Annotated in this window: 15 protein-coding genes; 13 read left to right on the top strand and 2 right to left on the bottom strand. The window is 43.3% G+C overall.

What is annotated here, in order from left to right:
* The first annotated feature begins 161 nt into the window (after positions 1-161).
* The 3 genes from uvrC (at position 162) to pgsA (ending at position 3,569) form a co-directional block, all read left to right on the top strand.
* Positions 162-1,961, top strand: coding sequence for an excinuclease ABC subunit UvrC (gene uvrC, locus AC4MCC_RS13375; protein ID WP_491885439.1), 1,800 nt, complete (start codon positions 162-164; stop codon positions 1,959-1,961).
* Between the two features lie 118 nt (positions 1,962-2,079).
* A complete protein-coding gene (locus tag AC4MCC_RS13370) occupies positions 2,080-2,874 on the top strand; it encodes a thioesterase family protein (RefSeq protein ID WP_419365812.1) in 795 nt (264 codons plus the stop codon).
* Positions 2,875-2,981: 107 nt separating this feature from the next.
* Positions 2,982-3,569 (top strand): CDP-diacylglycerol--glycerol-3-phosphate 3-phosphatidyltransferase, encoded by a 588-nt coding sequence (gene pgsA / locus AC4MCC_RS13365; protein ID WP_004781631.1) that lies wholly within the window; start codon positions 2,982-2,984, stop codon positions 3,567-3,569.
* 922 nt (positions 3,570-4,491) lie between these two features.
* On the opposite strand, the gene AC4MCC_RS13360 is transcribed toward pgsA, so the two are convergent.
* Both AC4MCC_RS13360 and argH read right to left on the bottom strand, forming a co-directional pair.
* Positions 4,492-4,761 carry an oxidative damage protection protein gene (locus AC4MCC_RS13360; RefSeq protein ID WP_005232563.1) on the bottom strand — a complete coding sequence of 90 codons (270 nt, stop codon included), beginning with the start codon at positions 4,759-4,761 and terminating at the stop codon, positions 4,492-4,494.
* 29 nt (positions 4,762-4,790) lie between these two features.
* Positions 4,791-6,221, bottom strand: coding sequence for an argininosuccinate lyase (argH, locus tag AC4MCC_RS13355; RefSeq protein ID WP_491880506.1), 1,431 nt, complete (start codon positions 6,219-6,221; stop codon positions 4,791-4,793).
* Between argH and AC4MCC_RS13350 the strand changes: the two genes are divergently transcribed.
* From AC4MCC_RS13350 to AC4MCC_RS13305, 10 genes are all read left to right on the top strand, one after another.
* Positions 6,212-7,366, top strand: a complete 1,155-nt coding sequence (locus AC4MCC_RS13350) for a sensor histidine kinase (protein WP_491885438.1) — start codon at positions 6,212-6,214, stop codon at positions 7,364-7,366. The two genes, argH and AC4MCC_RS13350, sit on opposite strands and share 10 nt — an antisense overlap.
* 69 nt (positions 7,367-7,435) lie before the next feature.
* The gene (locus tag AC4MCC_RS13345; RefSeq protein WP_005232557.1) at positions 7,436-8,176 is read left to right on the top strand and encodes a LytR/AlgR family response regulator transcription factor; all 741 of its coding nucleotides are present in this window, start codon (positions 7,436-7,438) and stop codon (positions 8,174-8,176) included.
* Positions 8,177-8,290: 114 nt separating this feature from the next.
* Positions 8,291-9,214 (top strand): hydroxymethylbilane synthase, encoded by a 924-nt coding sequence (hemC, locus tag AC4MCC_RS13340; RefSeq protein ID WP_419365815.1) that lies wholly within the window; start codon positions 8,291-8,293, stop codon positions 9,212-9,214.
* Positions 9,214-9,981 (top strand): uroporphyrinogen-III synthase, encoded by a 768-nt coding sequence (locus AC4MCC_RS13335; protein WP_491885437.1) that lies wholly within the window; start codon positions 9,214-9,216, stop codon positions 9,979-9,981. The genes hemC and AC4MCC_RS13335 overlap by 1 nt, the downstream gene beginning before the upstream one ends.
* A 7-nt stretch (positions 9,982-9,988) precedes the next feature.
* Positions 9,989-10,828 carry a hypothetical protein gene (locus AC4MCC_RS13330; protein ID WP_491885436.1) on the top strand — a complete coding sequence of 280 codons (840 nt, stop codon included), beginning with the start codon at positions 9,989-9,991 and terminating at the stop codon, positions 10,826-10,828.
* Between the two features lie 6 nt (positions 10,829-10,834).
* Positions 10,835-12,028: a heme biosynthesis protein HemY gene (locus tag AC4MCC_RS13325; protein WP_491885435.1), complete on the top strand. Its 1,194-nt coding sequence runs from the start codon at positions 10,835-10,837 to the stop codon at positions 12,026-12,028.
* A 7-nt stretch (positions 12,029-12,035) separates the two neighbouring features.
* Positions 12,036-12,461, top strand: a complete 426-nt coding sequence (locus tag AC4MCC_RS13320) for an acyl-CoA thioesterase (protein ID WP_004781650.1) — start codon at positions 12,036-12,038, stop codon at positions 12,459-12,461.
* 152 nt (positions 12,462-12,613) lie between these two features.
* Positions 12,614-12,940: an H-NS histone family protein gene (locus AC4MCC_RS13315; protein ID WP_079281036.1), complete on the top strand. Its 327-nt coding sequence runs from the start codon at positions 12,614-12,616 to the stop codon at positions 12,938-12,940.
* Between the two features lie 187 nt (positions 12,941-13,127).
* Positions 13,128-13,871, top strand: coding sequence for a type II secretion system protein N (gene gspN / locus AC4MCC_RS13310; protein WP_004781653.1), 744 nt, complete (start codon positions 13,128-13,130; stop codon positions 13,869-13,871).
* Positions 13,871-14,728, top strand: a complete 858-nt coding sequence (locus tag AC4MCC_RS13305) for a type II secretion system protein N (RefSeq protein WP_491876266.1) — start codon at positions 13,871-13,873, stop codon at positions 14,726-14,728. The genes gspN and AC4MCC_RS13305 overlap by 1 nt, the downstream gene beginning before the upstream one ends.
* The last annotated feature ends 7 nt before the right edge of the window (positions 14,729-14,735 follow it).

Below are 14,735 nucleotides of genomic sequence, written 5' to 3'. Positions count from 1 at the left end.
TTTAGCAATCAGACCATATTGGGTTGCCTATAAATACGGCAGTCTGGGCATAACCTGTTTCACTTTGGATGACAGTTCGGATGAATTTTGTGTCATCGCTTGAAAATGACACATTAAACATCACATATATCTGCATATTGCAGGTGAAAAATAGGTTTTAGGTGAACGAGAACGCACGCCCTCATATTGAAAAAATCTTGGCCAATATGACCACCTTACCCGGGGTCTACCGGATGTATGGCAAAGATGGCGAACTCTTATATGTGGGAAAAGCCAAAAACCTGAAAAATCGGGTGTCCAGTTATTTTGTCAAAACCCTTGATCATCCCAAGACTCAAGCTTTGGTGGCACGGATTTATGACATTCAAACCTTGGTGGTGCGTTCAGAAACTGAAGCTTTATTACTAGAGCAAAACCTGATCAAGCTGCATCGTCCGCCGTATAACATCATGCTGCGTGATGACAAATCCTATGTCTATATTTTTGTTTCTGCAGACAAACCTTATCCGCGAATTGCCAGCGGTCGTGGCAAGGGCAAGCATCAGGTCGGCAAGTTTTTTGGACCTTATCCGAGTGCCTATAATGCCCGCGATACTTTGGTTATTCTGCAAAAACTGTTCAATGTACGTTCCTGTGAGAATGGTTTCTTTGCCAATCGTACTCGACCTTGTTTGCAATATCAGATCAAGCGTTGTTCCGGCCCTTGTGTCGGCCTGATTTCGCCTGAGGATTATCAGGAAGATGTCAATAATTCGATCCGTTTCCTGCAAGGCGATACCAAAGAGCTGAATCAGGAACTGATTGCCAAGATGGAAGCAGCTGCAGAAAATCTGGAATTTGAAAAGGCGGTATTTTATCGTGACCGGATGGCGTTACTGCGTGATGTACAGGCGCAGCAGGCGATTTATAAAGTTAAAGGTGAGGCAGATATTCTGGCGATTGCCTATCAGGCAGGGGTGACTTGTGTGCAGATCATGCATGTGCGTAATGGCAAGATGCTGGGCGGTAAAGGCTATTTCCCGGATATGCTAAGTGATGATCTGGGGCAAATGCTCTCAGATTTTATTGCCAATTTCTATTTCCAGGTTGCCGATGAAATTCCCTCTGAGCTGATCGTGAATATTGAAATGCCAGACCGGAAGGAGCTGGAAGCCGCACTTTCTCAACATTTTGGCAAGAAGATTCAGATCAAGTCCAAAGTTCGGGAAACCCGTGCCGAATGGCTGGAACTGGCACAGATGAATGTACAACATGCTATTCAGGGCAAGCTGGCTAATCACTTTGAATTGAATGAACGTTTCCATCAGTTAGAAGAAGTCGTGGGACGGCCGGTAGATCGGATTGAGTGTTTCGATATCTCACATACCATGGGTGAAGATACGGTTGCTTCTTGCGTAGTCTTTGATAGTGGAGGTGCGCGTAAACGTGATTATCGCCAGTTTTCTATCAATGATATTCAGGCGGGTGATGACTATGCCGCGATGCGTCAGGCCTTAACCCGTCGTTATAAAAAAGCCATGCTGCCAGATCTGCTGCTGATTGACGGTGGTAAAGGGCAATTGCATATGGCGATGGAAGTCATGCAGGAACTTGGACTGGATGCCTTTATGGTCGGTGTGTCTAAAGGCGAAGGACGTAAGCCGGGTCTGGAAACCCTGCATTTTACCGATGGCGGTAAGATCCAGCTTCCAGAAGATCATAAGGCCCTGCATCTGATCCAGCAGGTACGTGACGAAGCCCACCGTTTTGCCATTACCCGACATCGGGCCAAACGCGATAAAAAACGGGGTTCATCGGTACTGGAGGTAATTCCGGGACTGGGGCCGAAGCGCCGTCGTGATTTATTGACCCATTTTGGTGGGATTCAGGGTGTGCTTAAAGCTTCAGAAAAAGACCTGCAACTGGTGCCAGGTCTGGGTTCTGTGATGGCCCGGATGATTTATAAAGTTCTGCATGAGTAATTGTTTTATATCAATTACAAGTGCAAAAATGCACATTGACCTTCGAGTCAAAGGTCATTTCTATTCATAGATTTTTCCAGCAATATATCGGTTCATCAGACAAAGTTGAAGGATCGATATGTCGTTGCAAGCACTGTACGCACAAATTGCGCAGCAAGAATGGATTGAAATGCCGACAGGCTGGGGGCAAGGGAGAACCATCTACGGTGGACTTGCGGCTGCAGTCATGATGCAAAAAGCCGTGGTGACGATCAATGATCCTGCTAAACGTCTGCTGAGTACCAGTGTGACTTTTGTTGGCCCGGTACAGGAAGGCAAAGCACGCCTGTCTGCGGAAATTCTGCGTGAAGGCAAATCGGTCACTACCATCGAAGTGCGTCTATGGCAGGATGAGGCTGTTCAGAGCATTCTGATTGCCAGTTTCGGCGTAGCGCGCGATTCTAGCATTCAGGTACATCAGGAAATCCAGGCTCCGGATTATACTCCTCCTGAAACCCTGTTCCAGATTCCTGCACAGTTCAAGCTTCCAAAGTGTTTTGATCATTTTGAACTCAGATGGGCGGATTTGAATCTGCCGTGCAGTTCAAGTGTACGTCCTGATTTTGAAGGCTGGTGCCGCTTCCATCCAGATCAACATTCTGACCGTGAATTTCAGTTAGCTGACCTGATGGCCATTTTTGATATCTGGCCACCGGGGGTGTTGCCGATGTTTCAGACACTGGCTCCAGCGAGCAGCCTGACCTGGACTGTAACCTACGTGCATCCGGTGCAGCATCAGCTACATGATTGGTTTAAATATAAAGTGATTACTGACCATGCGGCTGACGGTTATTCAACAGAACATGCCTATCTGTGGGATGCAGAAAATCGGCTGATTGCGATGGCCAGACAGACAGTGACGGTGTTTGCCTAGTGACACTTCAAGTCAATTCGTATAAAGTGAAGCGTATTAATGATGGATTAAACCTCGAAAAAAGTGTGCATTTTCATCGTACATGAGGGGAACAATTGGCGGTGTCTATGACTACAGGTCGTATCCTGAATATTCCAAATATCTTGACCTTGGCTCGTATTATCCTGATTCCGGTTTTTTTATTGGTCGCATATTGGCCACCGGCAATGGGATTTAATGAAACCAGTCCTGATGTGACGCGGCATATTATCTTAACGACAATTTTTGTAGTGGCTGCAGTCACTGACTGGTTTGATGGTTACTTAGCGCGTACTCTGAATCAGACCTCTGCTTTTGGTCGTTTTTTAGATCCGGTTGCAGACAAGCTGATGGTCGCTGCTGCGCTTATTGTCTTAGTGCAATGGCAACCTTCGATCTCGATGGCTTTTGCAGCGATTGTGATTATTTCACGAGAAATTACAGTTTCAGCTTTACGTGAATGGATGGCTGAACTCGGTGCGCGTACCAGTGTGGCGGTGTCTACAGTGGGTAAATATAAAACTGCATTTCAGATGATCGCAATTACGGTTTTCCTGCTGAACTGGCCACCGCTAGAAATGCTGGCTTATGCATTGCTATATACAGCCGTGGTGCTGACCTTATGGTCAATGTTTATTTACCTAAAAGCAGCCTGGCCATATCTGAAACAGCCTTAATCAATAAAAGCTCCTTAAAGGAGCTTTTTTTTATAGCTAAAAATAGAAAATATAAAAATAGCAGGCAAAAAAATACCCAGCCTTTGGGGGAAGAACTGGGATGAAATCGGGGGTATTTCTCAGTTATTATTATAGTTATTCAAAGATATCTCATCTTCTTGTTGGTCATTATAGGGAGCACCTTCCACAAAATCATGTGGTTTCTTGTAGCTGAATGTTGTGTTTTGTGAGAGCAATGTATACAGAATTTACAATTGATTATTTTGATACAAATCTGATTGCTTTTCAGTACGATAATGGCTGCTTAAATTTAAAAAACACGGTAAGAAAATGACAGGTTTTGAGCCTGTTTTTTAGGTCAATAATTTTCGATCTCATGAAAATTAAAATAGTTTTTGGAGTGCTTTTAAGAAAAATAGAATATCTATAGAAAAAGAATATTCGAGGAGTCTCTTGCCGGGTATTTAACTCATGATCTGATGAAGAAATACTTTTCAAATTAAAAAGAGAATTCTTTTTATGGATTATTTTTTATAGCATTCGAAGTTATATGTTTCGCTTAATTTACGTAAGAGAAAAGCTTGAGCTTAGATAAAAAATTTCCATATAAGGAGTTTTTTTATTCTATGAGCACATAGCTGCTTGTCTTGTGTAAAAAACAAAAAAAGCAGGGCTTTAAATTAAAAAGGGAATCTTTCATGGATTTCCTTTTTGACAAGTAAAACTACGCGCTTCGCTTGCCTTGCAGAAAAATAAGGCAGTGTCTTAGTTTTTTCACTTGAAGCATAGCTTCTCGTCTTGCGCAAGGGCAGAGCAGTACTCTTTCCAATAAAAAGAGCCTCAAAAGAGACTCTTTTTAAATGCTTGCCTACGCGGACTTCGTCCTTGTCTTGCGTAAAAAAGAAAAGCAGTGCTTTCTTTTTTACTCAGGCTTTAGACCTTCAGCTTTTTCCAATGATTCATCATTGTTAAAGAACTTCTCGCGTTGTTCTTCAAGGAACTTTTTCGCATCCGGTTCAAACACGTTTAAACGCTTTTCATTGATCAGCGTGGTCTGGTGTTTCAGCCATTCTTGCCAAGCCTGTTTAGATATCGTATCAAACAGTTCCTGACCCTTTGCACCCGGGAATGGTGCAAAGTCTAAACCTTCCATTTCTTGTTGATACTTACGGCAAAAAACTTGTCGAGACATATCAATACTCCAATTTAAAGCGAAAGCAATTAAGCGTAAAGTTTCTCTAGGCGAGCATGCGCACGTTCGATCGCAGCTTCAACCTGTGCAGGTGCAGTACCACCGATGTGATTACGTGCATTCACAGATGCTTCTAAAGTCAGGGCTTTTTCAAATACATCTGCCTGAATCAGATCAGAGAACTGTTGCAGTTGCTCAAGTGTTAATTCAGATAAGTCTTTACCTTCCTGCACGCCTAAAGCTACCGCTTTACCCACAATTTCATGAGCATCACGGAAAGCCACGCCATTTTTTACCAGATAATCTGCCAGGTCAGTGGCCGTTGAGAAGCCACGAAGCGCTGCTTCACGCATGATTTCAATATTTGGTACTAGAGCAGGAATCATGTCAGCAAATGCCATTAATGAACCACGAACGGTATCGATCGCATCAAATAATGGTTCTTTGTCTTCCTGGTTATCTTTGTTGTAAGCAAGCGGTTGACCTTTCATTAGGGTCAACAGGCTCATCAGATCACCATATACACGGCCGGTTTTACCACGGATCAGTTCAGGCACATCTGGGTTTTTCTTCTGTGGCATGATCGAAGAACCAGTACAGAAACGGTCTGGAATGTTTACGAACTTGAACTGAGCAGATGTCCACAGGATCATTTCCTCAGACATACGTGACAGATGCATCATAATTAAAGATGCCGCAGCATTGAATTCGATACCAAAGTCACGGTCAGAAACAGCATCTAAAGAGTTTTCAGCAACAGCTTCAAAACCTAGAAGCTCAGCAGTATAAGCCCGGTCAATCGGGTACGTCGTACCTGCCAGAGCAGCAGAACCGAGTGGCATACGGTTAACACGTTTACGGCAATCAATCAGACGCTCAGAGTCACGGACCAGCATTTCAAACCAAGCCATTAAGTGATGACCAAAAGTCACTGGCTGTGCAGTTTGCAGATGGGTAAAACCTGGCATGATGGTATTGGTATTTTTAGCTGCCAGACCCAGGATGCCTTTTTGTAATTTTTCCAGTAATTCCAGGATGGCATCGATTTCATCACGTACATACAGACGGATATCGGTTGCCACCTGGTCATTACGGCTACGGCCCGTATGTAGTTTTTTACCGGTGATGCCGATACGCTGAGTCAGGCGCGACTCAATGTTCATATGCACATCTTCAAGGTCAATGCGCCATTCGAAGTTACCTGCTTCAATATCTGCTTTAATCGCAGTCAGACCTTCGATAATGTCATCACGTTCCTGTTCGGTCAGTACGCCAACTTTTGCCAGCATGGTTGCATGTGCAATCGAGCCTGCAATGTCTTGTTTATAAAAACGTTGGTCAAATTGAACAGATGCTGTAAATTCAGCAACAAAAGCATCAGTCGCTTCAGAGAAACGACCGCCCCACATACCCGAAGTCTGGGCTTGTGATGGATTTGAGGAATTAGAAGATGTGGTCATGTCGGCTCAATCAGATTAAAAGCAGTAGAACGAAAAAGAGTATAACAAATTCAAAGCCCGTTGCCGAAGTCCAAGTCGATCAATCTTTTACATCTCCGACCGGATCAGTGCAAAGCTCCTATTTTTTTAGCCAGATCGGCAAGCTGCACTATTTGCTGGAAATGTTTATTGGCGGCAATGTGCTGGCCATGGTCTTAGCCTTGGCAAAAGCACAGTCCTGGCAGGTGCTCAATCTGGAAGATCTGCTTCAATATATGCTGTATATCAACTGGATACTGTTATGTTTTGCAGCGCTGGTCGAGCTTTTTCATCAGCATTTTCAGCGCATGGGGATTAAGCTGGCATTAATCTGCGGATTTTTGCTATTACAGGCGATTGTTTTGGTGACTACGACCAGTCTGAATGTGCTGACCTATTTTGGCAGTAATTTGAATTTTCAGGGACTGAGTCTGGCAATCGCACTGGAACAGGTCGGCCTACATCTGAGTTTTGGTATCCTATTAGGCATGTTCTGTTTTCGCTATCTGTATTTGCGTGAACAATGGGCGCAGCAGCAGCACAGTGAATTAAATGCACGGATTCAGGCCATGCAAGCCAGGATTCATCCGCATTTTCTGTTTAATAGTCTCAATAGCGTAATCAGCCTGATCAGTATTGACCCGGACAAAGCCGAACAAATGTTGCTGAATTTGTCCCGTTTATTTCGGGCCAGTTTTCAGGAATTGAAGCTGGTCAAGTTGCAGGAAGAAATTGAACTGTGCCAGCGCTATCTGGAGATTGAACAGATTCGCCTAGGAGGGCGTTTGCAGGTCGAATGGAAATTAGAAAACAAAGACTTATACTCACAAGTCCAAATTCCATTATTGACTTTACAACCCCTAGTGGAAAATAGTATTTTCCATGGAGTTGAAAAAATTTTGACAAAGAGTACCATAAGCATATTGATTGAAATCTTGCAAAATCAAATTAATATCATCATAACAAACCCCTATACGCAGGATAATAAAACATTAAAAAAGGGACATGGTATTGCAATTGAAAATGTCAGACAGCGTCTGGAAGCCTATTACGGACCTACGATGACGTTTCAGACTTTCGCCGGTGGAGGGGTGTTTACCACGGTTGTGCAATATCGCTATAAATAAAAAGAAATCAAGGAAATCACAGTTAACTTATAATCAAATGAATAATGTTGACTGGATTAAGGAGGAGAAATGGACGTCCTGATTTGTGACGATGAGCCTTTGGCTGTCGAGCGACTATCACGTTTAGTCTCTCAACTGGGGCATGATGTGGTTGCAACAGCTACGCATGGTCGTCAAGCAATTGATCTGGCTCACCAGCATGAACCTGATGTCATCTTATTAGATATTCAAATGCCTGAAATGGATGGTTTGACCTGTGCGCAGCATTTGCGTCAGCTCGACCCGATGCCGGCTATTGTCTTTTGTACGGCCTATGACCAACACGCGCTGGATGCATTCAAGTCTAATGCAGACGGCTACCTGCTTAAACCGGTGATGCAACAGGAATTGGCACAGGTTTTAGAGCATTTAATTAAACTTACCCAAGCTCAAATGAGCCAACTAAAACAAAAAGAAAATATGGAAGAAATCAATATCAGCCGCCATCAAATTGCGGCAAAGACCTATCGCGGGGTCGAATTGGTGCCAGTTGAAAATATCTATTATTTTCTGGCGGATCAAAAATATGTGACCGTACGCCATAAAAACGGCAGTGTCCTGATTGATGAAACCCTGAAGGAGTTGGAACAGGAGTTTGGACATCAGTTCATCAGGATTCACCGTAATGCACTGGTTTCGGTTCATTATCTAGAGGGGTTGGAAGTGGTGAGTTCCGGCCAGTATCAGGTGCGTTGTCGTGAACTGGAAGAGCGTCTGGCGGTCAGTCGGCGTCATTTGCCATTCTTGCGGGAACGGATTCAGAAACTCTAAACGGATCAATGAGTTCGTCTGGACCAGTATTGAAACTTGCATAAATTCGCTTGCATTTTCAAGTGAGCAGGTTAAGTTTAGACTATTGTTCTCATTGACTGTTTATTGAAATTTATGAAGACCCTAAAAATTGCTACTCGACAAAGTCCGCTTGCGCTCTGGCAGGCTGAACATATCCGTGCACGCTTACAGGACCTGCATGCTGGACTTCAGGTCGAGTTAGTCACTTTTGTTACACAGGGCGATAAAATTCTTGATACGCCATTGGCAAAAATTGGTGGTAAGGGCTTATTCGTAAAAGAATTAGAAGCAGCCTTACTAGATGGTCGTGCCGATCTGGCAGTTCATTCAATGAAAGATGTACCGATGGCCTTGCCTGAAGGCTTATCTTTGGCAGTCATCTGTGAACGTGAAGATCCACTGGATGCTTTCGTCTCAAATACTTATGCCAGTTTTGACGAATTGCCTCAAGGTGCCAAAGTCGGAACTTCCAGCTTGCGCCGTAAAACCCAGATTTTAAAACAGCGTCCGGACCTTGAGATTATCGATTTACGGGGCAATGTGGGTACACGCTTATCCAAACTGGATGCAGGTCAGTATGATGCAATCATCCTGGCCAGTGCCGGTTTAAAACGCTTGGGCCTTGCAGATCGTATTCGTCATAGTATTGTGCCTGAAGTAAGTTTACCCGCAGTAGGACAGGGTGCATTGGGCCTGGAATGCCGGAGTGGAGATCAAGCGGTATTAGATTTAATCCAGCCTCTATTACATGTAGAAACTGATGCGTGTGTCCGTGCCGAACGTGCCTTTAATGCCTATCTGGAAGGTGGCTGTCAGGTGCCAATCGCAGGCTATGCTACTTTAAATGAAGGTGTCATTTCGATTGAAGGCCGGGTCGGTAGTATAGATGGCGCAACTTTGCTACGCGCACAGCAAAGTGGAACCATGGCAGATGCAGAACAATTGGGTGTTCAACTGGCCAAAGATTTGCTAGATCAGGGCGCAGGCGAGTTATTGAAAGCCCTTTATTCAAAATAATGTTGTTCATTAATACCCGTCCGAGTGATCGTGCTGCAAATTTAACGCAAGCCCTACAGACAGCGCAGATTCCGGTGATAGAGTTGCCCTTGCTAGAACTGGTACAGCAGCCTTATACGGATGAGCTGGCCAGTTTATTTAGGCAGCTACCCCAAGCAAAACTGATTGTCGTAGTGAGTCCGACCGCTGCCCAGATGGGCATGCAATATTTGCAGCAGGCAGGTCTATCATTGAATGATCTTGGAAGTATCCAGTGGGTCGCTGTAGGTAAAGCTACCGAGCAGGCTTTAGCAAGCTACGGTATCCAGAGTTATGTGCCTGATGTGGAGACTTCGGAAGGGATGCTGCAATTGCCTGTGCTACAGCAGTTAGCTACCGGATCAACTGTCGCCTTTTGGCGAGGTGAAGGTGGGCGTCAATTTATGATGCAGCATTTAAAGGATCAGCAAATTCATATATTGAATTTCATTTTATATGATCGTCAGTGTCCGCCAGTGACTTCCGAGATATTAGCTAAACATTTGACGAGCCTTGAAGCTAATCCCCGTTATGCAGTCTTGGTCAGCAGTGAAGCGAGCTGGCTTAACTGGCTAGCCTTGATGCAGCCGTATCCGCATCTCATTAATCGGGCATTGTATTTGGTTTTGGGGCCACGTTTGGCTGCCATGCTTGGGGAATATCAACAGCAACATCAGGCTGGTTTTCAATTCGCTCAGTTAGATGACTTAAGCGGATCGACGATTTTGCAGCAGCTACTGATGTACTAGGAAACGCATGAAAAAATTATTCATTGTTTTTTTCATCTTGAGCTTGGCGTGGATTGCCAAGCTGAGCTATGACCTGTTTGGTTTAAATTCAGCACAGACTGAATTGACCCAGAATTTGAAGCAGTTACAACAGCAGAATGCCAATCTGAATGATCAGCTGGTGGCCTTAAAACGTCAGGTTGCCACTGGCCAAGCAGCAAGCTCTGAAACATCGAACAAAGGGGCTGTTCAGGATGCTCCTACAGCTGCTTTGCAGGATGATCTGCCTTTAGTCGAGCAATATCTGGATCTGGTTGAGTTTGCCTTGCAGCAGCAACAATATGCAATGGCTATGGAAAAGTTAAACCAATTATCCAATCAGCTTGAACATCTAGAACTGGCACCTGCTCTTCTGGGTAGCCTGAATCAGGCGATTGACAAAGATCGGGAAGTCCTTAAGCAGTTCATCAACAATCGTTTGGTACAACAGAATAAATTAAAAGAGCTGCTGCAACAGATTGATGTTGAGATGGAAAAGGAAATCCAGGTGCAGCATCAGCACCGTGCTATAACCCAAAGCTCATTTTGGCAGCGCTGGATTCAGATTGAATCAGTCGAGAAGCCGAGTGCAGTCTTAATGCAGCGTAATCTGGTCTTAAAAGAAGCTCAGCTGCGCTTACTGATTGCAGAAAATAGTGTGCAACAAGGACAGCAGGTAGCTTTCCAGCAAGCCCTGAAAAGTGTGATCGAGGTATTGGCTCAACTTCCGGATGCGCAAAGCAAACAATGGATTCAGCGACTGGAGCAAATTAAGATAGCACCTCAGATGCCTACTCCTCAGCTCAATACGCGTACCCTGATCGGTTAATTGCTTATGAAACAGATTTTACTTGCTTATTTACTGGTTGGTTTGCTGGGCTTGGCGATCTTGAGCGTACTGAGCTATGGTTATGGTGCGGGCTATGTCTATCTGTATTGGCGCGGACTACAAATCCAGACCACTTTCTGGTTTCTGGTAGGCTTACTCATCACGATTAGCTTCCTGATGCATATGCTGTGGTATGCGACCAAGCGTTATCTCAGCTTTAAACAGCGTAAACATGAAACGGTATTCAGCTTTGCCCGCTTGCATCCTTATGAGCAGTTAGCCGTAGTTTGGTTATTAAATGCTGCACAAGATCAACGGGATTTTATCCAGCAGTCTTTTAATCAGTCGGGATTGCTCAAGTATATTATTGATGCCCGATTATCCTGGGGACAGCAACAATATAGCGAAGCATTAAGTAGTTTAAATCAGTCCAATCCCATGGCATTTGAACTGGCAGAATTACAGCGGATTGAAATCTATTTATCGCAGCAGGATGGTCAGCAGGCATTAACGCATTTAGAATTTTTAAATCAGCATGAGTTATCTCCTTGGTTAAGACGGGTCAAAACCGCTTATGAGCAGCGTTTAAATGCTTTATGGGGGCAATTCGCCTTACAGTTTCCCTGGTTATATTTACGTTCAACCAAATATGGACATTTAGACCAAGAAGTAAAAAAAATATGGCTGCAGCAATTATTAATAGCTTATGACCAGGCTACTGAAGACGATTTGGAATATTTAAAACAACGTTATCTGGATTTAAAACAGGACATATTTAACCGTGACTATGAAGTCAAGCTATTATGGTTGAAACTGTTATTTAGAATGCCGGAAATGAGTGTTGAGCATGAAAGACTTGCTAAACATTTACTGGAACTCCAATTTAATCAGGATGTATTTTATTTATGGTTCCAGCAGCAGTTATTAAAGCAGTTTCCAGATTATGCAGATATTGAGCAGCAGATCTCAGTTTGGGATGCAAAATATACTGCACTGCCAATATTAAGTTTTGCCAAATGGCATATTCTGCAGGCAACTGGCCGGGTAGAAGAAGCTCAGCAATTGCTGGATCTCTATCCAGATGACATCCGCATGAGCTATTTGAGAATTAAATCTGTATTGCAGGGAAGAGATGATTTAATACAGCAGTTAAATGCCGTATTTGAATCGAATGTTAATTTTATCGAAATCAGAATTTGAGGAAATAATGTCAGAATTACAACAATATCCGGTGATTTATTCGCAAACTGTTGCATGGGGAGACATGGATGCGTTTGGGCATGTTAATAATGCGATGTATTACCGTTATATAGAAAGTGCCCGTTTGGCTTATTTGGGTAAATTAAATATTTTTGATGAAGATATTTTAACAGTGGTGGCTTCAAATCAATGCCGTTATTTAAAACCTGTGGTTTATCCAGATCAATTAAAAGTGGCGGCACGAATTGATGAAATTCGGAATAGTGCAGTCAGAATGCATTATTTATTATGGAGTGAACAGCAGCAAAGTATCGTAGCCACTTCAGAAGCAGTAATTGTATGTTTAAATAAAAATATGCAGAAAACTGAAATACCTGAACATATTCGAGAAAAAATAAAATCGCTGGAATTAACTGTACAACATGAAATTTAATATTGAGTTTCATCTCTAATTTAATGATTAATTTTGTAATGGCCCTTAAGTTTATTGTTGTACATTTAAAATTTTATATTGAATATTACACTTAATATAAATATGATGGGTTCGTTATTTATTAAAAGAAATAATGCTATTTATTGGAGAACATGATGCCAGACATTACAAATTTATCAGTTGAAGAGTTAAAACGTTTACAAGCAGAAGCTGAGTCTTTAATTGCTTTGAAAAAAGATCAGGAAATTGAAGATGCTTATCATCAGGTATTGGATATTGCCGACAAAGTAGGCTTAACGATTGAACAGCTACTTGAATTTGGTGCTTCTAAACGTAAAAAAACTGCACGTAAGTCTGTAGAGCCACGTTATCGCAGTAAAAGCAATCCGGAAGACACATGGACTGGTCGTGGTAAACAGCCACGCTGGTTAGTTGCTGAATTAGAGAAAGGCGCAAAACTGGAAGATTTCGTGATCTAATCCTTCTGCCGCATTATTCATCATCAGGCTGTTATGCATACGGCCTGTGATTGATCAGCCAAGCACATCCTGCTTGGTTTTTTTATGCCTATGAATTGGCGTCAGAGAAAAAGTGTGCATAATGTGATTATAAAATGACAAAACTATAAATTTAGGGGTTTCGATTGGATAGGTTGGTCGTGGCGGGATGAGCAATAAGCCGAAAACATTAAAATGGTTGATATTTGCAATTCTAGCCTTTTTTGTCTTTGTAATTCTGCAAGTTCCTGCAGCTTGGTTAATTTCAAAATTTTATAAAAATAATCAGGTCTTGCATAATGTAAGCGGGAATATCTGGCAGGGAAGTGCGGACTGGAAAAAAGGTAATCTTCGGGGAAGTCTGAACTGGCAGGTTCGTCCTTTGGACCTGTTGTTGCTGAGATTAGGGGCAAATATTGATCTGCATAGCGGTAATACCCAGTTTTCGGGTGTAATGGGCTATGGTCTGAATAAAACTTTAACCGTCAAAAACCTTGAGGGACAGCTTGCACCTGAAACTTTAAAGAAGATTGCTGACTGGCAATGGCCTACCAACCCGATTCAGTTTAAAGAACTCGATTTTAAATATAAAAAAGAGCAAGGCTTTAGCCATGTAGATGGCCAGATGCAGTGGAGCGGTGGTGAGCTGATTTACACGTTTGCCCAGCGTCAGGAGCGTATGAATGTACCGGTTCTGAGTGGTCAGTTATCCGATGAGAATGGACAGCTGCTGCTGGATGTACGTGACAATCGCGATCAACGTATGTTGAATATTAAACTGGATCCAAGCTTGATGCTGGATATTCAGCTGACACAGCGCTTTTTACTTAATGCCCCTTCTTATACCGGTAAAGCTGGGCTGGATACTTATGTGATTAGTACCCGTCAGCCTTTAATGGGGGGCTTCAACTGATGGCAAGCCCACTCGATTATTTTAAAAATATTGATCTGAAACAGACAGAGCGTGTTGCTCCGATTTTATTGTTCCTGCTGATTCTGTATTTATGTTGGAAATTGGCCGCCTTATTCTGGCTTCTGGTGGCTCCGCCACAAGCGATGCAGATTGATCAGGTAGAACTGGGGTCACAACAGGCTCAAGTGCCAAATATAAGTGCCTTTTCACTATTTCAGGAAAATACTTACGCAGCGAACACTGCTGAAACTGCCAATATTGTCTTGCAGGGGGTTGTGGTGGCGAGCCCAAGCTATAACTCTTCAGCAGTCTTGAAAATTAATGACCAGTCTGACCGTTATCGGGTCGGAGAGGTATTGGGGAATAGCGGTTTTACGCTGGCTGAAGTGTATTGGGACCGGGTGATTTTGCGTAAATCAAGCGGTGCTACCCAAGAAATCCTGTTTAAAGGGCTGGAAAATGGTTTAAACCAGCCGATTGTGCCGGATATCTCAGCAGCATCTTCAAATTCAATGCCTCCGCTGCATACGGAAAGTGGTATGCCTGAACAACCTTCACCACAGAGTGAAATCAATCGGGCCATCCAGCAGATGCAGGAAAATAAGGACCAGTACTTACAGAATATGGGGGTAAGTGCAGCAGATGGTGGTTATGAAGTCACTTCACGAACACCGGCTGCACTGCGTAATCGCTTGGGATTAAGACCGGGAGACCGGATTTTGTCTTTGAATGGTCAGACCCTGTCGCAGGGACAAACCGAAGCACAGTTACTGGAACAGGCTCGACGTGAAGGTCAGGTCAAACTCGAAATAAAACGTGGTGATCAGGTGATGACCATACAACAGGATTTGAAGTGATGTGTCA

The organism is Acinetobacter sp. CAU_H_56 (genome assembly GCF_058599425.1).
This window is presented reverse-complemented; position numbering and strand designations above follow the sequence as displayed.